Here is a 22,436-nt window from a genome sequence, read left to right on the forward strand (position 1 = left end):
CACCCTCTACGTCCCCATCCCCGACGAAGCCTTCTACCGCTGGATCTCCGCCATCCGCCACCAGCCCTCCGCGCGCGGCGAACTCGGCTTCCGCCACATCGACTACTACACAGCCCTCCTCACCACCCGAGGCTGCCTAGCCGGCTACCCCCGAGCCGCCGCCTTCCACACCACCCCAACACCCGAACTAACCAAACTCCCAGCCCCGTAAGCACCTCACGCGCCGCCTGCGCCTGGCTCCTCCGTCGCCGTGCTCGCGACACTCCCGACGGTGCGTGCTCCGCCCGCTCCTAGCGCTACCGCGGATGGGCGGGCTGCCGCCCGGCGCTCATCGCGCCCGTGGCCGGCCGCCGACGTCCTCTCCAGGCGTCTGCCCGCTTCGGCAGTTGGGTGGCCAGCTCGTATTCGCAAGCTGAGCCGTCTAGTCAATTTGCCTTGATTCTGTCCAGGTTCCTAGACTAATCTGCGTGGTGAGTGAGAAAGCAACGCGCAAGGTCGTGAAGGCCTTCCGGGATGCCGGTTGGCGAAGAGTGCGGACTCAGGGGGTCGCACGGTATCTACGAATGTCCGTGCGGGCAGCATGTGTTCACGCTGCCCGATGGCCATACGAAGATTTCGCCGGGTGTTGTCCGCAAGGCCGACGCGGCGCTGGCGGCGTGTGATGAGGAGCGGTGATGAAGACCTACGAAGCAACCGTTGCCCGCGAGGGGCGCTGGTGGATGGTGGAGATTCCTGAGCTGGACGGTCTGACTCAGGCTCGGCGGCTCGACGAGGTCGAGCAAGCGGCGCGCGAGTACGTCGCTGTCACCGTGGACGTTCCAATGTCCCAGGTGGCGGTCGAGATCTCCGGGATCGAGGCAGCTGGACACGACCTCCTCGATGCCAAGACTCTGGTCGAGGACCTGCGGACACAGGCCGGTCGGCTCGAATCCCTGGTCGCCGATTTCAGCCGCGAGCTTGCGGCGGTGCTGACCGACGCGGATGTGCCGGTGCGCGATGTGAGCAAAGTTCTCGGCGTCTCGCATCAACGCGTCTCACAGTTGGTCCAGGAATCCGAGGGCGTGACCTCGGGCCTAGCCGACGTGGTGCGCCAGATCAATGCGCAGCCTGATCTCGTCATTCATGGGAAGGACGGCCGAGTCCTCCGCATTGTCGAGGTTGTCTCGGCGAAGTCGGCCGAGGCCGGGCCGATCGCTGACCCACCTCGGCCGGCGGCACGCTCACCCAGGAAGCGCGCCGCTGCGAAAAGTTCCAAGCGCGGTAAGCGCCTGGCCGCCGTACCTACCTCCGATGAGGGCTGACCAGCGACCAAGCAAACGGAGCGACGCGGGGAACCAGGGAGATTTCCTCGTTCATGGCAAGGCCAGACGACTCGCATCGTCGAGGTTGTGTTATCCGAACAGGAGAAGCCATGAAGATCAGCCGGTTCACCGGCACGCTTGAGGACATGAGGGCATGGACGATCAGCAGGTCGACGTTGCCGAGCTGCGACGGCGCTTTCCGTGGTTCGGTTTGGCGAGTATCGAAGAGCCCGACTTGTCGGTGCGTTATCGCGAGATCCTCGCGGAGGCTAGCCAGAACCGTGAGATTGTCGAGGCTGTCCGGCGGGGCGCGTGACTGCGCTGCTCTGTGATTCAGGCCCGTTGATTGCCATGTTCAATGTCCGCGACGTGAACCACGAGCGCTGCGGGAGGTTCTTTGCTGGGATGGTCCGGCAGGCTGCTCGCTCCTGAGCCTGTGCAAGGGGAGACCTGCAATTTTCTGCGCAACAAACGTGCGTAACGGTCCGTCCCTGGAGGTTCAGTTTCTCGAGGCAGTGACGGGGCAAACTGAAGCTGGGCTATTTCGATGCGGTGATCCTGGCACTGGCCGGGAACCGCTCGGCTCACGCCGGCCGCCCGATCAAACGCCACCCGCCGCAGCCACCGCGACGCCGGTGACGATGGCGATGATTCGCCGTTTCACCGTGCTCTCCGTTCGAAGGTAAGAATCAGTCCTGCCGCCTGGGCGACGATCACCCGATCGTCGACCTCGACGCCGAGTGCGGCGTGGTGCGGCTGGTCGGTCAGGAGCGGCCGGACCGCACCCGAAGCCAGGTCGACAGAGACCAGGTCCGGCGGCCGGGCGATCAAAAGTTTGCCCTCAGTAACCGCGAAGTGATTCTGGTCGAACGCCTGGTCGGCGTCGACCGTCTTGGACCACCGAATTCTGGATCTCCTGTCCGCTGTGTGGGTGATTGCCGTCATCCCCGTCACAACGTCCGAAGATCCGGAGACCACGCCCTCGGATCCTTCGGACGTTGCGGGTACGGCGGCCTGCTGGCTCGCGTGCAGTTGAGCCGGGTGTAGTGCGGTCACCAGCTGGGGACCTCGGTCATCTGGCCGAGTGTCCGGGGTCCCTAGTTGGTGTGCGAGGTTCGGCCGTTCGGCGGGGCCGGGCAACCGCGCACCGCACCTGGCCGCGCCGGCAACCGGGGGTTTGACCAGGAAACGGTGGGCGTGAACAGGTCATTACTTGTTCACACCCACCGCAGGGTGTCCACGCCCCCCCCGTAGCGTCCACCGAAACGGACGGCGCGGTCTCCGGATCATCGGACATGAGGGATCAGCCCCACCTGCCGCAGAAGCCGCCACGTTGGCGCTAGGAGCGGGCGGAGCACGCACCGTCGGGGTGGGTGGGAGCGGCGACGGAGGAGTCGGGCGTAGCCGGATGCGTGGGGCCGTCGTACGGACCCCACGCACCACAACCACTACGAGGCGTCGGCTTTGCGGACCCAGACTTCGCGGATGATGAGGAGGATGGCGGCTGCTGAGGGGATGGCCAGGAGGGCGCCGACGACGCCGAGGAGGGCGCCGCCGAGGAGGGCGGCGATGACGGTGACGGCGCCGGGGATGTCTACGGCTCGGCGCATGATGCGGGGGGCTACGACGTAGTTCTCGATCTGCTGGTAGACGATGCCGTAGATGAGGCAGGCGAGGCCTACCCAGAGGCTGTCGGTGAAGCCGATCAGGGCTACTACGACGACGCCGATCAGGCCACCGACCATCGGGATGAAGGCGGTGAACATGACCACGATCGCGAGGGCGACGGCGTACTCCCGCAGGCCGACGATCTCCAGGAAGATGAACATGAAGACGCCGGCGCAGAGTGCGACGGTGAACTGGCCGCTGACGTAGCCGCCGACGCGGGTCAGGACCTCGTCGCCGAGGATCGCGACGCGGTTGCGGCGGGTGCGGGGGACCAGGCTGTAGGCCGCGCGCTTGACCGACGGCAGCGAGGCCAGGAAGTACAGGGTCAGGATGAGGATCGTGAAGGTGTTGAAGAGGGCGTTGGCGACGACCTTGCCGACGCCGAGGATGCCGCCGAACGCCTTCTGGGCCAGCGCCGGGTCCTGGATGTACTCCTGGGCCTTCTGGATGAAGTGGTACTTGTTGTCGAGCTCGTCGAGGGTCTTCGACTTCTGGAGCAGGTCGAGCCACTGCGGGGCGTTCGTGATCAGGCCGTCGATCTGGTCGGTGACGACCGGGACGATCGCGAACCCGACGCCGGCGACGGCGAGGATCATGATCAGGAAGACGGCGCCGACCGACAGGCCGCGCTTCAGGCCGCGGCGCATGAACCACTCGACCAGCGGGTTCAGGCCGACCGCGATGAACATCGAGACCACCAGCAGGATCAGCACCGAACGCGCGTGACCGAGGGCGTTCCACAGGCCCCAGGCGACCAGTACGCCGAGGGCTGCGAAGAATCCGAAGACGAACGGGTTCGACCGATGGATCGGCGGACCGGGTCGGCCCATGCCCTCATCGGGGTGCCGCTCCTCGATCAGGAGCTCGGCCTGGTCCGCGGACTCCTCGGCCTCGTCGGCGGATTCCTCGGCCTCGTCGGCCGACTTCTCCGCCTGCTCGGCAGCGGCCTCGGCATCCGCGGCGGCCAGCTTGGCCTCGCGGGTCGCCTTGGCCAGGTCTTGCCCAGCTGCCGGGTCGGGCGGAGTCGCTGTCGAGTTGTCGTCGCCGGATGGCGTCACATCGTGTCCTTCGGGGATCGCGCGTCGGTCTTCTCGTCGTCGACCGAAGTCTGGCCGGTGGCGAGGTCACCGAGGCGGAACTCGTCGATCCTCGTCGAGTCGGCCGGCTCGTCACCGTCCGCCGCGTCGTCAGCCGAACCGTTGCCGTCAGCCCCGTTGCCGGTCGCGGGGCCAGTCGCTGGGCCGGTCGCCGGGCCAGCCGCTCGGTCACTCGCCGGGCCGGCAGTTGTCAGCTTGCCGGCGATCGCCGGGTCCACCCGCAGGCTGCTGTCGATCCGGGTCTCGTCGACCCGGGCGTCACCCGCGTCCGATCCGACGAACGGGCTCGAACCGGTGAACGGTCCGTCCCCGTCGAGCGCCGGGCTCGCGGCCGCCGTACCGGGTCCGAAGGCGTGGTCCTCGGTCTGTACCTTCGGCGCGAACGGGCTGTCACCCGACGACTCAGATTTGGGCTCGGAGGTCACCGAACTGTCGGTGAGCGGGCTGCCCGCCGTACCGGGGCCGCCCGCGGACGGGGCGAGACCGGAGGTGAGGCCGGCGGAAGTTTCAGAAGTTGGCCGGCTGAAGGGATTCACGTACGGCGTCGTCGCGGCCGTCTCGGAGTCGAGCTCGGCCGCCTGGCGGGCGATGTTGCCGGCGATCTCGTTCAGGCCGGCGATCTGGGTGAGGATGCCGTCGCGGCGCTTGGCCAGTCGCTCGGTCTCGCGGGCCACGATCGTGCGCGACCGCTCGGCCTCGTCGGCGGCGTTGGCGAGCTCGGACTCGGCACGGGTCCGGGCAGTGCTCAGCACCTGCTCGGCCTCGCGGCGGGTCCGGCTCAGGGTGCGCTCGGCGGACTCCTCGGCCTCGGCGCGGATCTTGCGGGCCTGCTCGGTCGCCTCGGCCACCCGGCGCTCGGAGGCCTCGGCGGCCTCCTTCATCTGGGTGGTCAGGTTCTCGGTGTCGGCGGCGATCTGCTGGTGCTTGTCGGCCAGCTCCTTGGCCTGCTGCTCCCGCTCGTCGGCCAGCCGGGCGCGCAGGGCGGCCGACTCGCGCTGGATCGCGGTGCGGATCTTCTCGGCCTCGTGCAGCGCGCCGTTCTTCAGCGTGCTGGCCTGGGACTCGGCGGTCAGCGTCAGCTGCTCGGCCTTGCGCTTGGCCGCCTGCAGCACCTCGGCGGCCTCGGTCTCCGCGGTACGGCGGAGCTCGGCGGCATCGCCTTCGGCAGTACGGCGGATGCTGTCGGACTCGTTCAGTGCGACGGTCCGGATGTCCTCGGCCTCCCGCTCACCGGTGGCGCGCAGGGCGGCGGCCTCCTTGGCGGCGGTGCTGCGCAGCTCCTGGGCCTCGCGGCGGGCTTCCTCGAGGGCCTCGGACGCCTGGTCCTGGGCAAGCCGCAGGATCTGCGCGGCCCGGTCCCCGAGACCGGCGTACGACGGATTGGCGCTGGCATCGAGTTGGCGGCGGGTCTCCTCGAGCTCACGCTGCATCGGCGCGACGCTGCCCTGCAGCTGCTCGGCCCGGCTCCGGATCTCGACCAGCTGCATCTCCAGGGCGCGGACGTAGTCGTCCACGGCCTGCTTGTCGTAGCCACGCCGACTGACCGGAAAGCCTCCGGCCGCGGTTGCAGTGCGGTCGAAGAACGGCAGGCTCGACTCGTCAGGCATTCCTGAGGTTTCCCTTCTGGCGGCTCAGCTGAATCCCCCAGCTTAAGCCTGTCAGACCCGGCCCCCGACCAGCCAATCGGGCCCCGTTCAAAACCTCTCAGCGGTTACGGAAACGGTCGATCGCCTGCTGGTGCTTGGCGCGCAGTTCGGGATCCCGGACGCCGAGGCCCTCGGTCGGGGCCAGAGTCAGGACGCCGACCTTGCCCTGGTGCAGGTTGCGGTGCACGTCGTACGCAGCCTGCGCGGTCTCCTCGAGCGGGTACACGCGGCTGACCGTTGGGTGCACCATGCCTTTGGCAATCAACCGGTTGGCCTCCCAGGCCTCGCGGTAGTTGGCGAAGTGCGAGCCGATGATTCGCTTGAGGTTCATCCACAGGTACCGGTTGTCGTACTCGTGCATGAAGCCCGAGGTCGAGGCACAGGTGACGATCGTGCCGCCGCGGCGAGCGACGTACACGGACGCACCGAAGGTCTCCCGGCCCGGGTGCTCGAAGACGATGTCCGGGTCGTCACCTCCGGTCAGCTCGCGGATCCGCCCGCCGAACCGCTTCCACTCCTTCTGGTCCTGAGTGGACTCGTCCTTCCAGAACTTGTACCCCTCGGCCGACCGGTCGATGATCAGCTCGGCGCCCATCGCGCGGCAGATCTCGGCCTTCTCCGGCGACGACACCACGCAGACCGGGATCGCGCCGCCGTTCAGCGCGAACTGGGTCGCGTACGACCCCAGTCCACCGGAAGCACCCCAGATCAGTACGACGTCGCCCTGCTTCATATTCGCGCCGTTGGGTGAGACGAGCTGCCGGTACGCCGTACTGTTCACCAGCCCGGGAGACGCAGCCTCCTCCCAGGTGAGGTGAGCCGGCTTCGGCATCAGCTGGTTCGACTTCACGAGCGCGATCTCGGCCAGCCCACCGAAGTTGGTCTCGAAACCCCAGATCCGCTGCTCGGAGTCCATCATCGTGTCGTTGTGCCCGTCCGGCGATTCCAGCTCGACCGACAGGCAGTGCGCGACCACCTCGTCGCCGGGCTTCCAGGCGTTCACGCCCGGGCCGGTCCGCAGGACGACGCCGGCCAGGTCGGAGCCGACCACGTGGTACGGCAGGTCGTGGCGAGCGGTCAGCGGCGACAACTTCCCGTACCGCTTGAGGAACGAGAACGTCGAGACCGGCTCGAAGATCGACGTCCAGACGGTGTTGTAGTTGATCGCGCTCGCCATCACCGCGACCAGCGCCTCACCCGGGCCGAGCTCGGGCGTCGGCACGTCGTCCAGGTGCAGGCTCTTGCGCGGGTCCTTCTCCTTCGCGTCCAGCCCCTCGAACATGCCGGCCTCGTCGGCATGCACGGTGATGCCCCGGTAGTGGTCCGGTACGTCGAGCGCACCGACCGCCGCACTGTCACCGGCGAGGATCGCATCGAGGATCTGCTTCACGTCGTACCTCCTGTAAGGAGTGGACTGGTGAGCGGACGTTACCGTTGAGTATGCCTCGCGGGCTGTGCGGTGTGACACAGTTCGGGACCGGTGAGACGACCGTCACTTTTCCAGTCCACCGTTGTCAGTGGTCTTATCGCCACGTGATCAGCGCAGGCGGGTGTGGAGCCGGACCTGGGTGAAGCCGTCACCGGATCGCAACTGGGCCAGATCGCAGAGCTGGTTGGCGAGCCAGACGCCCCGGCCACCGAGCCCGTCCAGCGGCGGCATCACCCGGCCGACGAGCAGATCGTCGATCCGGCCGTGGTCGGCCACGTCGCAGACCAGCGACCCGTTCTCGATCCACACCGAGAGCCTGCCGCGGCCGCCGCCGAAGCGGATGCTGTTCGTGCAGACCTCGTGCAGCGCCAGCCCGAGGTCGTCCATCCGGTCCCGCGACACCCCGTGCGACGACGCCTGCCCGTTCACCCATTGCCGTACGTCGCCGAGATCGGCCAGCCCGAACTCCCAGCGCTCGGCCCGATCCGGTACGTCGTTCAGCGGGGTCCGGAAGGTCTTCTCTGCCAGCGCCTCCGCACCGGAGTGAGTGGCGGTCGGGTCGATCCCGGCGGTCGCCGCGAACGGGCAGCAGAGCCGGAAACCGGAGTCCGCGGCGAAGGCGATATCGGTCAGACCCTCGTGCAGCAAGGCTTCGTCGTACTCCGCTGTGGTGCGACCGGGGTACACGCACTCGCTGAGGCCGTAGACCGGGCGATCGGACTGCTGCATACCGGGCTCTTGAAGGATGGCGCGCCAGAACGGGATGAGCCGGGCAGGATTCCGCCCAACCGCGGTCATATCGATAAATCGCACGTGTGCCGCGGATTCTTCGAGGGTCTCGCGCAGCATCGCGATCCGATCCGGCGGGAGCACCGCCACGATCGCCGCATCCGTTGCCAGACCGTCGCGAACGAACGGTGCCGACAGTCGCACGAACTCCTCGTCGCCGGAGTAGACGAAGGCTTCGTGCTGGAAACCCGCCGGCACACCGTCCAACGAGTCGGTGGCGCTGTCCTTCAGCACCCGATCAGAGTAGTCCGCAAAAGCCCTTTTCGAAGGGCAAAGCGCGTGCCGTCACTGACTGTCGGAGACCCGTAACACTAGGCAGGCTCGACGAGCTCTACCAGCACCCCACCGGCCGACTTGGGGTGAATAAAGTTCACCCGGGATCCGGCGGTGCCACGGCGCGGTTCGGCGTACAGGAGTTCGGCGCCGCGCTCCCGCAGTACGGCGGACACCTGGTCGATGTCGCGGACCCGGTAGGCCAGCTGCTGGATGCCCGGCCCGCGCTTGTCCAGGAACCTGGCGATCGGCGACGCGTCCGACAGCGGCGCGAGCAGCTGGATCGAGGAACCCGAGGTGCCGACCGAGAGCATCGCCTCCCGGACGCCCTGCTCCTCGTTGATCTCCTCGTGCGCGACCGTCATCCCGAACACGCCGGCGTAGTGCCGCACGGCCGCGTCGAAGTCGGGGACCGCGATGCCGACGTGATCGATTGCCTCGAAGAGCTCATCCATCCCTTCAGCCTAGAAGGACAATCGGGCAAGAGGCTGTTCGTGTGACCCGTTCGACAGGCGCGTACCAGTGCTGTCGCAGGTATCGTGACAAACATGTCTGACACGCGGAACCAAAGCGTCATTGTGGCCGGGGCACGGACCCCGATCGGGAAGCTGCTGGGCGGCCTCAAGGGCTTCACCGGCGCCGAGCTCGGTGGGTTCGCGATCAAGGGTGCGCTGGACAAGGCCGGCGTCGCGCCGGACCAGGTCGAGTACGTGATCATGGGCCAGGTCCTGCAGGCCGGCGGCGGTCAGATCACCGCTCGCCAGGCCGCGGTCAAGGGCGGCATCCCGATGGGCGTCCCGGCGATCACGATCAACAAGGTCTGTCTGTCCGGCCTGAACGCGATCGCGCTGGCCGACCAGCTGATCCGCGCCGGCGAGTACGACGTGGTCGTGGCCGGCGGCATGGAGTCGATGACGAACGCCCCGCACCTGCTGCCGAAGTCCCGTGAGGGCTTCAAGTACGGCGACACGTCGCTGGTCGACTCGATGTCGTACGACGGGCTCTGGGACGCGTTCACCGACCAGCCGATGGGTGCGCTCACCGAGCAGGCGAACGGCCCGCTGACCCGCGAGGAGCAGGACGAGTTCAGCGCTCGTTCGCACCAGCTGGCCGCGGCCGCCTGGAAGAACGGCGTCTTCGCCGACGAGGTGATCCCGGTCGAGGTGCCGCAGCGTAAGGGCGACCCGCTGGTGATCGACAGCGACGAAGGCGTTCGCGGCGACACGTCGGTCGAGACGCTGGCCCGGCTGCGCCCGGCGTTCGGCAAGGAAGGCACGATCACCGCCGGCTCCGCCTCGCAGATCTCCGACGGCGGTTGCGCTGTCGTCGTGATGAGCAAGGCCAAGGCGGAGGAGCTCGGGCTGTCCTGGATCGCCGAGATCGGCGCGCACGGCTCGGTTGCCGGTCCGGACTCGACCCTGCAGAGCCAGCCGGCCAACGCGATCAAGAAGGCCTGCAGCAAGGAAGGGATCGAGGCGTCCGACCTCGACCTGATCGAGATCAACGAGGCCTTCGCCTCCGTCGGGATCGCCTCAACGCGGGAGCTCGGGGTCGAGGCCGACAAGGTCAACGTGAACGGCGGCGCGATCGCGGTCGGCCACCCGATCGGGATGTCGGGCGCACGCCTGGTGCTGCACCTGGCGCTTGAGCTCGGTCGTCGGGGCGGCGGCGTTGGCGCGGCCGCACTCTGTGGTGGCGGCGGTCAGGGCGACGCACTGATCGTTCGCGTAGCGAAGAAGTAATGCCGAGACGCACTCCGCCTGTCAACGAACTGGTCGAGCGTGCCCGGGAGGGTGACTCCCGGGCCGTCGCCCGGCTGATCTCGCTGGTCGAGGACGAGTCGCCGCTGCTGCGTGAGGTGATGGCCGCGCTCTCCCCGTACGCCGGTCATGCGCACATCGTCGGGATTACCGGTTCGCCCGGTGTGGGCAAATCCACGTCGACGTCTGCGCTCGTCGCGGCGTACCGGGCGACCGGGAAGCGGGTGGCCGTGCTGGCGGTCGACCCGTCGTCGCCGTTCTCCGGTGGGGCGTTGCTGGGCGACCGGGTGCGGATGCAGGATCACGCGCTGGACAAGGGCGTGTACATCCGCTCGATGGCCTCGCGTGGGCACCTGGGCGGGCTGTCGTGGTCGACTCCGCAGGCGTTGCGGGTGCTGGACGCGGCCGGGTTCGACGTGGTGTTCGTGGAGACGGTCGGGGTCGGGCAGTCCGAGGTGGAGATCGCGGGGATGGCCGACACCACGATCATCTTGCTGGCGCCCGGGATGGGTGACGGGATCCAGGCGGCCAAGGCCGGCATCCTCGAGGTCGGCGACCTGTACGTCGTGAACAAGGCCGACCGGGACGGCGTCCAGAACGTCACCCGCGACCTGCGGCACATGCTGGCCCTGGCCGAGCGGGCAGAGGGCGCGTGGGTGCCGCCGATCCTGAAGACGGTGGCCTCGCGCAACGAAGGCGTCGACGAGGTCGTCACGGCGATCGAGGACCGGCTGACCTGGATGCGCGGCAACGGCGTCCTGGACGAACGGCGGCGGTCCCGGGCCCGGGATGAGATCGAGGCGATCGCGATGACCGCGCTGCGGACCCGGTTCGCGCATCTGCATGGTGATGCGCGGCTCGACGTACTGGCGGCGAAGGTCGCCGAGGGCAACACCGATCCCTACAGCGCCGCCGATGAACTGATTGCTGCCCTGTGAAATTAGGTGCTGTGATTTAGGTCTCGCCACTGCGACATTCCGTCATGGTTTGTCACATCGTGTAATCGGCCCTGAAGCTACCGCTACTGTCCCGTATTCGGGCAAATGTGCCACTATTCGGTCACGCTGTGCGATCCACGTCTCACGGCGGCGCGCCGCTGGGTGCCTTGCCCCCGGATCCGTTACACAATGGAGCTTGTAGCTGGTGAGCATTGTGCGGTGGGCTGTGTTCAGTCAGTGACAATTAGTGACGGTCCGTGATACAAACACAGTCGACCCAGTGGTTTGGAACGAGGAGTGGTGACATGCCGAAGAAGCTGCTGATCTGGTCGCTCATCGCCTTTGCCGGCTTCTATCTGTTCACGCAGCCGACGAACGCCGCCGATGCGGTGGGGGGCGCCTTCTCCGGCGTCGGTGATCTGTTCGGGAGCGTGATCACGTTCCTGACCGCGCTGTTCAACTGATCTGACGCCTGAGTGTCCCGTCACGAGCGATCGTGCGGGACACTTGCCCTTAACGGGGTGCACAGTCGGGGTCACATCGAGACGCGTGACAGGGGAGTGAGCGGATGGCCGGAATTGGCCTCTTCCGGATGTTCGATCCGAAGGTACGGCGCCATCTGATCTCGGACGAGGGCGAAGTCGTCATCGACGAGGTTCGGCAGCACTGGGTCGTGTTCACGGTCCCGATGCTGGAGGTCCTGCTCGCGGCCGCGTTGCTGGTCGCGATGGTGACCACGCCGATCGGCGGTCAGCCGGTGCTGCTCGCGATCTGCCTGGTGCTGCTCACGCACGCCTTCTGGAACTTCCTGACCCATCACCGCGACCGCTTCGTGGTCACCAACATGCGGGTGATGCGGATCCGCGGCGTCTTCTCCCAGACCGTCGCGACCACCCCGATCGCGCGAGTCCTCGACATCACCCTGCAGAAGCCGATCATCGGCCGGATGCTCGGCTACGGCCACTTCATCTTCGAGTCCGCCGCGCAGGACCAGGGCTTCCGCGAGATCAAGTGGGTCAGCCGTCCCGACGACCGGGACCTGACCATCCAGCGCGTCATCCAGCGCACCGGCCTGCGCGCCTCTGCCAGCGTCGACGTCGTCCAGAGCGACGAGGACTCCGACGACGACGGCACCGGCCCGATCGGGATGGACTCGGCCCAGGAGGTCACCACGACCACCGCGCCGGCCCACCACTCCCGCCCGGCCCCGACCTCCGCACCCGCCTCGAAGTCGATCTTCAACAGCGACCGCGGCAACTGGACCGACGACTGAAGTCCTGCATCCGGCGCTCGTGGTGCCGACGCTCGGCGGCGGTCGCGGGCTCTGCGTTGGACAGTTCGTCGATCGCCTCGGCATAGCGCTGCAGACGAGCAAGCAGGTCGGCCCGTACGGCGTGAGTGCGTGCGCCCTCCTGGTGCTCCAGCAGAGCGAGCCCGGCCGAGGGCCCGTCGGCTTCGGCGGTGGCGACGGCGTGCGCGAGCTTCGCAGCGGGCGTCGGTGCGACCGACAGTAGTAGTGCGTACAGCCGGACGATCTCGCGCCAGTCAGTGATCGAGTACGCCGGTGCGCGGGCGTGCTCGGCCGCGATCGCAGCCTGCAGTTGATAGGGATCGGCCTGCCGGCCGGAGCGCTCCAAAGAGTCGTTCAGCAACGCGATCCCTCGGCTGATCGCGGCGGCGTCCCAGAGCGTGCGGTCCTGCAGGTCGAGAGTGACTACGTCGCCGGCAGCGTCGAGCCGGGCCGGCCGACGGGCTTCGGTGAGCAGGAGGAGTGCCAGTACGGCGCTCGGCATCGGCTGCTCCGGGAGTAGTCCGTGCAGAAGCTCGGCCAGCCGGATCGCCTCGGTACACAGATCGACGTCGTACGCCGCTTCGCCCGTGGCTGGCGCATGTCCGGAGGTGTAGAGGCTGTGGATGACAGCGCACACCGCGGGCAGCCGGTCGGCCAGCTCGGCCGCGGGCGGAACGCGGTACGGGATGTTGGCGGCTGCGATCTTCTGCCGGGCCCGGGTGAGCCGCTTCGCGGTCGCGGCCTCGCTGGTCAGCATGACGTCGGCGATCGCGGCCGGGGACAGGCCGCAGAGCGTGCGCAGGGCGAGGGCCACGCGGGTCGGTGGTGAGAGCGTCGGATGGCAGCAGGTGAAGATCAGCCGGAGCAGGTCGTCCTGCACAGTTTCTGGAGACTCCAGTGCCGACTGGGTGAGCTCCACGAGTTCGGTACCAGCACGCTCTTTGTCGGCCCGGGCACGCTCGCGCCGCAGGATGTCGATCGCCTTCCGCCGGGCAGTCACCGTCAGCCAGGCACGCGGCTCAGGTGGGATACCAGTGGCCGGCCACGCCCGGAGCGCCGCCAGGGTGGCGTCCTGTACGGCGTCCTCGGCGAGCTGGACATCGCCGACGGTCCGGATCAGGGTCGCAAGGATGCGGGTGCCCTCGATCCGGACCGTCTCGGCGATGACGTCGTACATGCGGGCTAGCGGGCCTGGATGACCGGTCGGACCTCGACCGCGCCGTTCCACGCGGCGGGGAGCTCGGACGCGATCGCGATTGCCTCTTCCAGGTTCTCGGCCTCGACCAGGTAGTAGCCGGTGAGTGCTTCCTTGGTCTCCGCGTACGGCCCGTCGGTGGTGACGACCTGCCCGCCGCGCGCTCCCTCGACCCGCACCACGGTGGCTGTCGAGGTCGGGTGCAGGACGGCGGCGGCCTGAATCTGAGCGGCGTGGTCGATACCGAACTTCTGGTACTCGGACAGCTCGCCGGCCTGCTCGGGCGCCGTCCAGTCCACGTCGGCGGTGTAGGTCAGCACGAGGTACTGCGTCATCTCGGAACTCCTCTCGACAGGACCACTCTGGCCCTTCGGGAAAGGAACGAACAGCAACCCGCCATCAGGACACTTCTACTGAGTTGCTTCGGTGAGCCGGCCGCGGAACTCACGGATGACGTCGTCGGAGCCGGAGAAGCCGACGGCGTCGTCGGTGGTCCGGCCGAACAGCCAGAGGTAGACGGCGCCCGGGTCGCCGAAGATCTCCGCGTCTGCGTCGCCTTCGGCGCCTTGCAGGACGGTGACGCTGGTGGCGTCGGCGCGGACGGTCCAGGAGCGGCCCTCGGCGGTGATCCGGACGGTGGCGTCCATCGGGTGCTTCGTCCAGCTCTCGTCCCACCAGGGGCCGCCGAGGCTTGGGAACAGCACCTCGTCGATACCGTCCAGGGCCAGCTCGGCGGCGATCGGTGTGACCACGTCGTGCGCCTGCTCGGCGTCGACCCGGTGTACGACGGTCTCCAGCGCCATCCGCCGGTACCAGAAGCCCGACGTACTGTCCCTGGGGTTGAAGGTCCAGGTCTGCTGGGTGGTCCCGGCCTGCCGGAGCGCCGCCAGCAGAGCGGGCAGCGATTCGTCGTACAGCTCGAAGGGGTCGCGGTCGTCGATCCCGGCCGGCGGCCAGGGGTCCGGCAGGGCGCCGAGTCTGAGCACCTCGATCTTGTGCAGATACACCTGCGCGACATGCCGGACGACGGTCTCGACCGTCCAGCCCGGGCAACTCGGTACCGGCGCGGCCAGGCCTAGCTCGGCGACCTCACGTAGGCGGGCGGACTCGGCGGCGAGCTGCTCCAGGTAGTACTCCGCTGAAAGGTAGTACTCGGCTGACAATCCCATGCCCTTGACCCTCCCACAGGCCACCGACAGTTACTCTTCGGTTCATGGCGAGGAGACGGGCGTTGCCGTTCGATCCGATCGACGAGGCGTCGCGGCAGTGGGGACAGCGGTGGGGCGCGGTCGAGCAGATGCGTGCCGTCACGTCGTTGATGCGGGCCCAGCAGATCGTGATCGGCGAGCTGGACGACATCCTCCGCAAGCACGGGCTGACCTTCGCGCGGTTCGAGGCGCTGGTGCTGCTGACGTTCTCCCGGCGCGGGTCACTGCCGCTGGGGAAGATGGGCGAGCGCCTGCAGGTGCACCCGACCTCGGTGACGTCGATCGTCCGCCGCCTGGAGGCTGCCGGACTGGTGACGCGGACACCGCACCCGGACGACGGCCGCGCGGTGCTCTGTGAGATCACCCAGGACGGGCGCGACCTGGTCGAGCGCGCGACCGCCGATCTGGTCGACGCCGACTTCGCGCTGAAGGGCCTGACCGACGAGCAGCTGAAGATGCTCTGGTCGGTCCTCGAGCCGCTGCGCCGGACCGCCGGCGACTTCAGCTGACTCGGCTCATCAGGAGCTGACACGCCCTTGCGGTTGGAATTAGTTGGACGTCCTAGTATTTTGAGGGCATGGACTCCGAGGAGATCGCAGCCGGCCGTAGCCGGTGGCAGCAGCGGTACGACGCCGCCCGGAAGCGGGAGGCGGACTTCACCACGCTCTCCGGGACCGAGGTCGAGCCGGTCTACGGCCCGCCGGAGGGGCACGACGACCCGCGGATGGAGCGGATCGGCTGGCCGGGGGAGTTCCCGTTCACCCGCGGTCTGCACGCGACCGGGTTCCGCGGCAAGCCGTGGACGATCCGGCAGTTCGCCGGGTTCGGTAACGCCGAGCAGACCAACGAGCGCTACAAGATGATCCTGAACGGCGGCGGTGGCGGCCTGTCCGTCGCCTTCGACATGCCGACGCTGATGGGCCGCGACTCCGACGATCCGAAGGCGCTCGGCGAGGTCGGTCACTGCGGGGTCGCGATCGACTCGGCCATCGACATGGAGCGGCTGTTCGCCGGCATCCCGCTGCAGGACGTCACCACCTCGATGACGATCTCCGGGCCCGCCGTACCGGCGTTCGTGATGTACCTGGTCGCCGCCGAGCGGCAGGGCGCGGACATCTCCAAGCTCAACGGGACCCTGCAGACGGACATCTTCAAGGAGTACATCGCGCAGAAGGAGTGGCTGTTCCCGCCGGAACCGCACCTGCGCCTGATCGGTGACCTGATGGAGTACTGCGCGGCCGGCATCCCGGCGTACAAGCCGCTCAGTGTTTCCGGCTACCACATCCGCGAGGCCGGATCGACGGCCGGCCAGGAGCTGGCTTACACGCTGGCCGACGGCTTCGGGTACGTCGAGCTCGGCCTCGACCGCGGTCTCGACGTCGACGTGTTCGCGCCCGGTCTGTCGTTCTTCTTCGACAGCCACCTGGACTTCTTCGAGGAGATCGCGAAGTTCCGGGCCAGCCGCCGGATCTGGGCGCGCTGGATGCGTGACGTTTACGGCGCCAAGACCGACAAGGCCCAGTGGCTGCGCTTCCACACGCAGACCGCAGGCGTTTCGCTGACGGCCCAGCAGCCGACGCTGAACGTCGTACGGACCGCTGTTGAGGCTCTTGCTGCAGTCCTCGGTGGCACGAACTCGCTGCACACCAACGCGCTCGACGAGACGCTGGCGCTGCCGACCGACCAGTCGGCCGAGATCGCGCTGCGCACGCAGTCGGTGCTGATGGAGGAGATCGGCGTCACGAACGTCGCCGACCCGCTCGGCGGCTCCTGGTACGTCGAGGCCCTGACCGACAAGATCGAGGCCGAGGCCGAGGAGATCTTCGCGCGGATCAAGGAGATGAGCCCGGACGGCACGATGACCGGGGGCATCCTGCGCGGGATCGAGGACGGCTGGTTCATGGCCGAGATCGCCGACGCGGCCTTCGAGTACCAGCAGAAGCTCGAGAAGGGCGAGAAGAAGATCGTCGGCGTGAACACGCACACCGACACCGTCTCCGGCGGCCTGGAGATCCTCCGGGTCAGCCACGAGGTCGAGATCGAGCAGTGCCGGGCGCTCGCGGCGCGCAAGTCCGGGCGCGACGAGGACCTGGTACGGCGTACGCTGGCGGCTCTTGTCGATGCGGCCAGAGGGACTGGCAACCTGATCGAGCCCATGCTGGAGGCGGCGCGTGCGGAGGCCACGATGGGGGAAATCTGTCACGTTCTTCGGGACGAGTGGGGCGAGTACCGAGAGCCCGCCCGCTTCTGAGGCTCTGCCTTCTGAAGGAGGAGCACCGGCAGAGACCGGTACGGCAGCGCGGATCCAGGCCGCGGCCGGCCCACCCGATGGGCGGGCCGTTGTCGTGTGTGGTTCCGACCGCACGATGCTGCGGGTCGTCACCGAGCTGGTGAGCTCGGGTGAGCAGGTGGTGGCGATCGTCAACCCGGCCTCGCGGCACTTCGACCGGATCAGTGAGCTGGGCGCGCACGTGATGGGCGTCCGGGTGATCAGTGAGTCGTTGCTGCGCCGAGCCGGGATCGACGGGAAGGACGGGGAGGCGTCGACCGCGCGAGCCCTGGTGCTGCTGGACACCGATGACGTCCACAACGTGCACACCGCGCTGACCGTGCGCGACATGGATCCGGGGCTGCGGATCATCGTCCAGATGGTCAACCCGCGGCTGGGCAAGCAGTTGCACAGTCTGCTGGGCGACTGCGTGGTCATCTCCGGACCGTCGCTGGCCGCGCCCGCGTTCGTGGCGGACGCGCTGGAGGACGACGAGCTCACCTGGCTCGAGATCGGCGGCCGGCGGCTGGTCGCCGGCCAGGCCGAGCTGATCCGCGAGCCGCACCTGACCGTGCTGGCCGACACGACCTCGTCCGCGACGCCTGAGCTGCTGCCGATGGCGAGTGCCGATCCGAGCGGCGACATCGTGCTCGGGACCGGGATCAGGACCGTCTGGCGGACCCGCGACGTACGGCGGGCCGGGTGGCTGATGGCTCTGCGAGACATCCTCGACCGCCGGGTCCGGCGGATCGCGGCGGTGATGGCGGGCCTGGTGATCATCGGAACCGTGCTCACGCATTACATCGCCAAGATCGACTGGCTCCGAGCGCTCTATCTGGTGTCCGGGGCGGTGACCTCGGCCGGGATCGAGGACGACACCTTCTCCGATGCGGCGCCGTGGGCGAAGGTCGCGGCCGTGGTCGTGCAGCTGACCGGCATCGTGCTGATGGCCCTGCTGACCGCGGTGATCGTCGACTCGCTGATCGGGGCGCGACTGACCCGGGTGATCGGTGGTGTCCGCGGTCGGCCGCGCAACCACGTGGTCGTCTGCGGCCTCGGTACGGTCGGCGCCCGGGTGCTGGAGATCCTTTCCGAGCGTGGGGTCGCGGTGGTCGGCGTCGAGCACGACGAGGACGCGCCCGGCGTACAGACTGCACATCGATTGCGGATCCCGGTCGTGATCGGGGACAGCAGCAACGAAGAGACGTTGCGATCGGCCGGTGTCCAGCGCGCGCAGTCCGTGCTCGCGCTGACCGATGGCGACATCACGAATCTCGAGTCCGCGATGGTGGTCCGGGATCTGAACCCGGATGCCCGGATCACGATGCGGATGTTCGACCACGACCTGGCCCAGCGGGTCGAGCGGCGGCTCGGCCTCGGGCACAGCCGTTCGGTGTCGATGCTGGTCGCCCCGGCGATCGCGGCCGCGGCGGCGAACCGGCGCAGCCAGGTGACCGTCCCGGCCGGACGTCGTGTCCTGCTGCTGACCGAGGTCGCGGTCGAGCCGGGTTCGGTCGCGGTCGATCTCCGGCTCGGCGAGCTGGACGAGGCAGGCGGTCTCCGGGTGCTGGCGCACAAGCGCGCAACCGACCCTTGGGACTGGACCCCGGCGTACGACGGACTGCTCCGTGGAGGCGACCGGATCGCGGTCGCAGGCACCCGGAGCGGGCTGGCTCGGCTACTCCTGGCTACCCGGGCACCCAACGCTTGAGTAGCGTCGGAGAGGATAGACCTGTGAACGTACGCGGTGGGCGCCCGATGGGCGCGAGCGGAATGCGAGGGCAGTGGTGAGTCAGTCCAACTTCTCCCGTCCCGGGGCGATCGATCTATCGGCTCTGCGCAAGCCTGCAGGTGCGCCGGCCGCGGCAGGGGGTTCAGCTGCCGGGGGGTCAGCCGGAGGGTCGTACGTGCTGAACGTCAACGAGCCGACGTTCCAGAGCGACGTGATTGAGCGGTCCCTGCAGGTGCCGGTGGTGGTCGAATTCTGGTCGCCTCGCGCGCCGGGTTCGGCCGAGCTCGGCCAGGTCCTGGCCAAGCTGTCGACCGAGTACGCCGGCAAGTTCGTGCTGGCCCGGATCGACATCGACGCGAACCCGCAGCTGGCGCAGGCAGTCGGTGTGCAGTCGGTGCCGCTGGTCATCGCCGTACTGCGTGGGCAGGTCGTTCCGCTGTTCCAGGGTCCGCTCGGCGAGGCCGAGGCCCGGCAGTACCTCGACCAGCTGCTCACCGTGGCCGTGGCGAACGGTGTCACCGGTCGGGCCGAGCCGCTCGGACCGGCCGCCGAGGCCCCGGCCGCTGAGGAGGAGGACGCGCCGAACCCGCGCTACGCGAAGGCGGAGGACGCGGTCGGCGCTGGTGACCTCGAGGGCGCGATCGCGGCGTACGAGGAGTTGATCAAGGAGACGCCGAACGACGCGGAGGCGAAGTCGGGGCTGGCCCGGGTCCAGCTGGTGAAGCGGACCCAGGAGGCGCCGGCCGACATCCGTACCCGCGCGGCCGACAACCCGGATGACCTCGAGGCGCAGATGCTGGTCGCGGATGTCGATCTGATGGGCGGTCACATCGAGGACGCGTTCAGCCGGTTGATCAAGGTCATCCAGACGACCGCAGGGGACGAGCGCAACACCGTCCGCCTGCATTTGCTGGAGCTGTTCGAGGTCGTCGGCGCCGAGGACGAGCGGGTCGGCAAGGCCCGGCGCCGGTTGATGGCTGCGCTGTTCTAGGGCGCTGAGTAGCCCAGTAGTTGTTCTGTGCGTTGACCCTCGCAGTTGGGGTCGCGCGAGATGAAGTGGTCGCCGTTCCCCGGCAGGTAGCAGCGGTAGATGGGCACCGTGCCGGGGGCGGACGACGTGAGCACATAGCCGACCGGGCCGAGGGCGCGAAGGCCTTCGCAGCCCGAGTCGAGCGTGAGCAGGTTGTGCCCGCCGACCTGGCATTCGTACAGCCGGGCGGTGCCGGGCGCGGGTTCGCGGAGCAGCTTCCAACTGCCTTCGGCGGCGAACCCGCTCGGGAGCAGCCGGGATGATGCCCAGTGGCCGCGGCTCGCGTGATAGCCGCGGGTCAATGTTGTGTAGGGCAACTTCTCGAAGCCACAGCTGAGCTGGGGTGGGTTGACGTCGTTGCGGTTGGCCAAGGCCCACGTCGACCAGGCGGGCTTGGCCGTCTTGTCGGCGTTCCGCAAGCCGAGCCCGATGCCTTCTTCGGGGTGGTCGACCATCCGGTGGTAGACGAAGTTCGTGATGCCGGGCGTCCCGAGCACGTTGCGGAAGATGTTGCAGAGCGCGGTTGCCTGGCGGGCCGGTGTTGACGGCGAGGTCGAGACCACGCCGCTCTCGGTGAGCTGGACATCGGTCGCGGCCGGGCTGTTCGGATAGTTCTGCTGCAACCAGCCGAGCAGTACGCCGACGTTGCCGTGGGTCAAGTAGGGATAGTCGTCCGCGCTGACGACGTCGCTGGTCAGCGGGTGGGCGTACGGGTGCGCGGCGACTCGCCAGGTCCGAGTGCCGACACGGTTCGCGAGACCACGCAGTACCGTCTGGCCGGCCAGCGTGGCATCCCGTGCGGCCGGGCGTTCGAGTTCGAGGCCGAACTGCTGGTCGATCGACGTCAGCACCTTGGCCTCCGACTGCGCAGCGACGATCCGGTCGTACGCCGAGTTGTAGTTGCCGGCGATTTCGTCCAGCCACCGCGTGGTGTTGCACGGTGTGCCCTCACCACAGCCGATGTCGAACCAGGCGTTGGTGTTGACCTCGTTGCCGATCACGAAGTCCGCGATCCGGCCGTGGCCGTGCAGGCCGTCGTACCGTTGCGCGATCATCCCGGCGAACCGGCCGAAGTCGGCGGGGTTGTTCGGCGTACAGAAAATCTCCATACCCGGGTTGACCGGGGAGCAGGGCTTGCCGGCCCGGGCCCAGGCGGGGGTGCCGTAGACGACCGCGGTGACGATCACGCCGCGGTCGGTCCAGTCCTTGATCGCCGCGTCGGTGGCCGGGTCCACGGTGAAGCAGCGGCCGTCGTACTCCTGCTCAGCGGCTGAACAGGGAGCGGGCTTGGTGGTCTGCTCCCAGGCGGCCCAGACCATGTTCATCGCGACACCGCCGGTGTTGTTGCCGGCGATCTCCTCCGGGTTCGCCCAGAAGTCGGGCTGGATCGCCTTGATCCGGTACGCGTCGCGCGCGGGGTAGGGGAGACCCTGCACTGCGTCCGCTGCGACGGGTGCTCCTTTTGGCGCGGCCGGCGCGCTGAGCGGTTGGGCGGCGAGCGCGGCGACGGTCGCGAGGGCGATGGCGAGACGGCGAAGCTGCATGAGGTGACGATGGCGGCTGCGGGCGGTGGCGTCGAGCCTTGCGATCTCGGCTGAAGGGCTCCCGTGATCCCTTGCAATCCTCGTCGTACAGGTCTGAGAATAATTCACATGAGCCTTGCTGCTGCTTCCTCACCGCTGCCGAGCCTCGAAGTGCGCATCCGTGGACTGCTCCCTGCGCTCAGTCCGGCTCAGAGTCGGATCGCGGCCGAGGTACTGCGAGATCCGAGCGGCGTCGCGTCGTCGACGATCGGTCAGCTCGCGGCTCGCTGCGGTACGTCGCTGCCTAGCGTGACCCGGTTTTGCCTGGCCCTCGGCCTGTCCGGGTACGCCGAACTCCGGCTGGGCCTCGCTGCCGAGACCGGCCGCAGCAGCCCGAGCTGGGAGCGCGGTACCGGCGCTGAGGTCGGTCCCGACGACTCGCTCGACGACGTCCTGCGCACCCTGCTCCGCGCCGACGCTCAAGCCCTTGAGGACACCGTTGCAGCTCTCGACGTGTCCGCACTCGGCCGCGCCGTACAAGCAATCTCCGACGCCCGCCGCATCGACCTGTACGCCGTCTCCGGCTCAGCCGCGGTCGCCGACGAGCTGCGGCTCCGCCTGCACCGGATCGGCCGCGGCGCGAACAGCTGGAGCGACGTCCACAACGCCCTCACCAGCGCCGCCCTACTCGGCCCCGGCGACGTAGCGGTCGGCATCTCCCACAGCGGCGAAACCATCGAGGTAGTCGAACCCCTGGCCCGAGCCGCCGCCCAAGGCGCCACCACCGTCGCCCTCACCAACTACCCCCGCTCGCCCCTCGCCCAGACCGCCGACATCATCCTGGTCACCGCCGCCCGCGACATCACCTTCCGCTCCGGCGCCCTGGCCGGCCGCCACGCCCAGATGATCGTCCTGGACGCCCTCTACCTAGGCGTGGCCCAACGCGACTACCCCCTGTCCTCCCAAGCCTTCGACATCACCGCCGACGCCGTATCCACCCACCGCCGCCGCTAATCCCCACCCCGCCCCACCGCGGCGCTCCAAGGCCGGGTGGTTAAGGGCTGCCCGCACGAGCCGGTACGACGTTGAGCACGGTTCAACCATGTGCGCGGCCGGCAAGTGGTTGATGGGTGCTCAAGGTGCGCTGGCCGGGCGACCTTGAGCACGGTTCAGTCGTCTGCCTGCCCCGAAGATGGTTGGTGGGTGCTCAAGGTGCGCTGGCCGGACGACCTTGAGCACGGTTCAGTCGTCTGCCTGCCCCGAAGACGGTTGATGGGTGCTCAAGGT

At 68.4% G+C, this 22,436-nt stretch carries 21 protein-coding genes and 1 pseudogene; 12 read left to right on the forward strand and 10 right to left on the reverse strand.

Annotation, left to right across the window (positions count from 1 at the left end; all coding sequences use genetic code 11):
- The 3 genes and pseudogenes from E1261_RS26460 to E1261_RS45435 form a co-directional block, all read left to right on the forward strand.
- Positions 1-211: pseudogene (locus E1261_RS26460) on the forward strand (PIG-L family deacetylase); the annotation flags it as partial.
- Positions 212-674: 463 nt separating this feature from the next.
- Positions 675-1,301, forward strand: a complete 627-nt coding sequence (locus tag E1261_RS26470) for a hypothetical protein (RefSeq protein WP_132411077.1) — start codon at positions 675-677, stop codon at positions 1,299-1,301.
- A gap of 154 nt (positions 1,302-1,455) precedes the next feature.
- On the forward strand, positions 1,456-1,617 hold the full coding sequence (locus E1261_RS45435) for a hypothetical protein (protein ID WP_165952663.1): 162 nt from the start codon (positions 1,456-1,458) through the stop codon (positions 1,615-1,617).
- Between the two features lie 344 nt (positions 1,618-1,961).
- Here the strand turns inward: E1261_RS45435 and E1261_RS26475 are convergent, their stop codons facing one another.
- From E1261_RS26475 to mce, 6 genes are all read right to left on the reverse strand, one after another.
- The gene (locus E1261_RS26475) at positions 1,962-2,357 is read right to left on the reverse strand and encodes a hypothetical protein (RefSeq protein ID WP_132411079.1); all 396 of its coding nucleotides are present in this window, start codon (positions 2,355-2,357) and stop codon (positions 1,962-1,964) included.
- Positions 2,358-2,749: 392 nt separating this feature from the next.
- Positions 2,750-4,027, reverse strand: coding sequence for an AI-2E family transporter (locus E1261_RS26480; protein ID WP_132411081.1), 1,278 nt, complete (start codon positions 4,025-4,027; stop codon positions 2,750-2,752).
- Positions 4,024-5,673, reverse strand: coding sequence for a coiled-coil domain-containing protein (locus tag E1261_RS26485; protein ID WP_132411083.1), 1,650 nt, complete (start codon positions 5,671-5,673; stop codon positions 4,024-4,026). The genes E1261_RS26480 and E1261_RS26485 overlap by 4 nt, the downstream gene beginning before the upstream one ends.
- A 97-nt stretch (positions 5,674-5,770) precedes the next feature.
- Positions 5,771-7,102, reverse strand: a complete 1,332-nt coding sequence (ccrA, locus tag E1261_RS26490; RefSeq protein WP_132411085.1) for a crotonyl-CoA carboxylase/reductase — start codon at positions 7,100-7,102, stop codon at positions 5,771-5,773.
- A gap of 147 nt (positions 7,103-7,249) precedes the next feature.
- Complete coding sequence (locus E1261_RS26495) at positions 7,250-8,164, reverse strand: sensor histidine kinase (RefSeq protein ID WP_132411087.1); 915 nt, start codon at positions 8,162-8,164, stop codon at positions 7,250-7,252.
- A 77-nt stretch (positions 8,165-8,241) separates the two neighbouring features.
- The gene (gene mce / locus E1261_RS26500) at positions 8,242-8,658 is read right to left on the reverse strand and encodes a methylmalonyl-CoA epimerase (protein ID WP_132411089.1); all 417 of its coding nucleotides are present in this window, start codon (positions 8,656-8,658) and stop codon (positions 8,242-8,244) included.
- 93 nt (positions 8,659-8,751) lie between these two features.
- Between mce and E1261_RS26505 the strand changes: the two genes are divergently transcribed.
- From E1261_RS26505 to E1261_RS26515, 4 genes are all read left to right on the forward strand, one after another.
- Complete coding sequence (locus E1261_RS26505; RefSeq protein WP_132411091.1) at positions 8,752-9,945, forward strand: acetyl-CoA C-acetyltransferase; 1,194 nt, start codon at positions 8,752-8,754, stop codon at positions 9,943-9,945.
- Positions 9,945-10,901, forward strand: a complete 957-nt coding sequence (meaB, locus tag E1261_RS26510) for a methylmalonyl Co-A mutase-associated GTPase MeaB (RefSeq protein ID WP_132411093.1) — start codon at positions 9,945-9,947, stop codon at positions 10,899-10,901. The genes E1261_RS26505 and meaB overlap by 1 nt, the downstream gene beginning before the upstream one ends.
- A 305-nt stretch (positions 10,902-11,206) precedes the next feature.
- Entirely contained in the window at positions 11,207-11,365 is a 159-nt protein-coding gene (locus E1261_RS45440; RefSeq protein WP_165952664.1) for a hypothetical protein, read from the forward strand.
- A 104-nt stretch (positions 11,366-11,469) separates the two neighbouring features.
- Positions 11,470-12,174, forward strand: coding sequence for a PH domain-containing protein (locus E1261_RS26515; protein ID WP_132411095.1), 705 nt, complete (start codon positions 11,470-11,472; stop codon positions 12,172-12,174).
- On the opposite strand, the gene E1261_RS26520 is transcribed toward E1261_RS26515, so the two are convergent.
- The 3 genes from E1261_RS26520 to E1261_RS26530 form a co-directional block, all read right to left on the reverse strand.
- A complete protein-coding gene (locus tag E1261_RS26520; protein WP_132411097.1) occupies positions 12,140-13,369 on the reverse strand; it encodes an RNA polymerase sigma factor in 1,230 nt (409 codons plus the stop codon). The genes E1261_RS26515 and E1261_RS26520 overlap by 35 nt on opposite strands.
- A 5-nt stretch (positions 13,370-13,374) precedes the next feature.
- Positions 13,375-13,722: a YciI family protein gene (locus E1261_RS26525; protein ID WP_132411099.1), complete on the reverse strand. Its 348-nt coding sequence runs from the start codon at positions 13,720-13,722 to the stop codon at positions 13,375-13,377.
- A gap of 75 nt (positions 13,723-13,797) precedes the next feature.
- The gene (locus tag E1261_RS26530) at positions 13,798-14,556 is read right to left on the reverse strand and encodes a maleylpyruvate isomerase family mycothiol-dependent enzyme (protein WP_132411101.1); all 759 of its coding nucleotides are present in this window, start codon (positions 14,554-14,556) and stop codon (positions 13,798-13,800) included.
- A 44-nt stretch (positions 14,557-14,600) separates the two neighbouring features.
- On the opposite strand from E1261_RS26530, the gene E1261_RS26535 reads away from it, so the two are divergent.
- From E1261_RS26535 to E1261_RS26550, 4 genes are all read left to right on the forward strand, one after another.
- Positions 14,601-15,104 carry a MarR family winged helix-turn-helix transcriptional regulator gene (locus tag E1261_RS26535; RefSeq protein WP_132411103.1) on the forward strand — a complete coding sequence of 168 codons (504 nt, stop codon included), beginning with the start codon at positions 14,601-14,603 and terminating at the stop codon, positions 15,102-15,104.
- A gap of 68 nt (positions 15,105-15,172) precedes the next feature.
- On the forward strand, positions 15,173-16,846 hold the full coding sequence (locus E1261_RS26540; RefSeq protein WP_132411105.1) for a coenzyme B12-dependent isobutyryl-CoA mutase large subunit: 1,674 nt from the start codon (positions 15,173-15,175) through the stop codon (positions 16,844-16,846).
- The gene (locus E1261_RS26545) at positions 16,767-18,575 is read left to right on the forward strand and encodes an NAD-binding protein (protein WP_132411107.1); all 1,809 of its coding nucleotides are present in this window, start codon (positions 16,767-16,769) and stop codon (positions 18,573-18,575) included. Before E1261_RS26540 ends, E1261_RS26545 begins: the two co-directional genes overlap by 80 nt.
- 196 nt (positions 18,576-18,771) lie before the next feature.
- Positions 18,772-19,587: a co-chaperone YbbN gene (locus E1261_RS26550; protein ID WP_238176433.1), complete on the forward strand. Its 816-nt coding sequence runs from the start codon at positions 18,772-18,774 to the stop codon at positions 19,585-19,587.
- On the opposite strand, the gene E1261_RS26555 is transcribed toward E1261_RS26550, so the two are convergent.
- On the reverse strand, positions 19,584-21,170 hold the full coding sequence (locus tag E1261_RS26555) for a DUF5722 domain-containing protein (RefSeq protein WP_202875043.1): 1,587 nt from the start codon (positions 21,168-21,170) through the stop codon (positions 19,584-19,586). The two genes, E1261_RS26550 and E1261_RS26555, sit on opposite strands and share 4 nt — an antisense overlap.
- Before the next feature lie 108 nt (positions 21,171-21,278).
- Here E1261_RS26555 and E1261_RS26560 point away from each other — a divergent pair, with 108 nt between their 5' ends.
- The gene (locus E1261_RS26560; protein ID WP_132411111.1) at positions 21,279-22,163 is read left to right on the forward strand and encodes a MurR/RpiR family transcriptional regulator; all 885 of its coding nucleotides are present in this window, start codon (positions 21,279-21,281) and stop codon (positions 22,161-22,163) included.
- Positions 22,164-22,436: the final 273 nt, after the last annotated feature.

It is taken from the genome of Kribbella albertanoniae (assembly GCF_004348455.1).
In the GTDB taxonomy this organism is placed as follows: Bacteria; Actinomycetota; Actinomycetes; order Propionibacteriales; family Kribbellaceae; genus Kribbella; species Kribbella albertanoniae.

Bases quoted from the DNA above. Each gene is read 5' to 3' on its own strand.
- meaB (WP_132411093.1), top strand. From the start codon at position 9,945: ATGCCGAGACGCACTCCGCCTGTCAACGAACTGGTCGAGCGTGCCCGG.
- E1261_RS26530 (WP_132411101.1), bottom strand. From the start codon at position 14,556: ATGGGATTGTCAGCCGAGTACTACCTTTCAGCGGAGTACTACCTGGAG.
- E1261_RS26540 (WP_132411105.1), top strand. From the start codon at position 15,173: ATGGACTCCGAGGAGATCGCAGCCGGCCGTAGCCGGTGGCAGCAGCGG.
- E1261_RS26470 (WP_132411077.1), top strand. From the start codon at position 675: ATGAAGACCTACGAAGCAACCGTTGCCCGCGAGGGGCGCTGGTGGATG.
- E1261_RS26505 (WP_132411091.1), top strand. From the start codon at position 8,752: ATGTCTGACACGCGGAACCAAAGCGTCATTGTGGCCGGGGCACGGACC.
- E1261_RS26535 (WP_132411103.1), top strand. From the start codon at position 14,601: ATGGCGAGGAGACGGGCGTTGCCGTTCGATCCGATCGACGAGGCGTCG.
- E1261_RS26525 (WP_132411099.1), bottom strand. From the start codon at position 13,722: ATGACGCAGTACCTCGTGCTGACCTACACCGCCGACGTGGACTGGACG.
- E1261_RS45440 (WP_165952664.1), top strand. From the start codon at position 11,207: ATGCCGAAGAAGCTGCTGATCTGGTCGCTCATCGCCTTTGCCGGCTTC.
- E1261_RS26560 (WP_132411111.1), top strand. From the start codon at position 21,279: ATGAGCCTTGCTGCTGCTTCCTCACCGCTGCCGAGCCTCGAAGTGCGC.
- mce (WP_132411089.1), bottom strand. From the start codon at position 8,658: ATGGATGAGCTCTTCGAGGCAATCGATCACGTCGGCATCGCGGTCCCC.
- E1261_RS26555 (WP_202875043.1), bottom strand. From the start codon at position 21,170: ATGCAGCTTCGCCGTCTCGCCATCGCCCTCGCGACCGTCGCCGCGCTC.
- E1261_RS26515 (WP_132411095.1), top strand. From the start codon at position 11,470: ATGGCCGGAATTGGCCTCTTCCGGATGTTCGATCCGAAGGTACGGCGC.
- E1261_RS26485 (WP_132411083.1), bottom strand. From the start codon at position 5,673: ATGCCTGACGAGTCGAGCCTGCCGTTCTTCGACCGCACTGCAACCGCG.
- E1261_RS45435 (WP_165952663.1), top strand. From the start codon at position 1,456: ATGGACGATCAGCAGGTCGACGTTGCCGAGCTGCGACGGCGCTTTCCG.
- E1261_RS26520 (WP_132411097.1), bottom strand. From the start codon at position 13,369: ATGTACGACGTCATCGCCGAGACGGTCCGGATCGAGGGCACCCGCATC.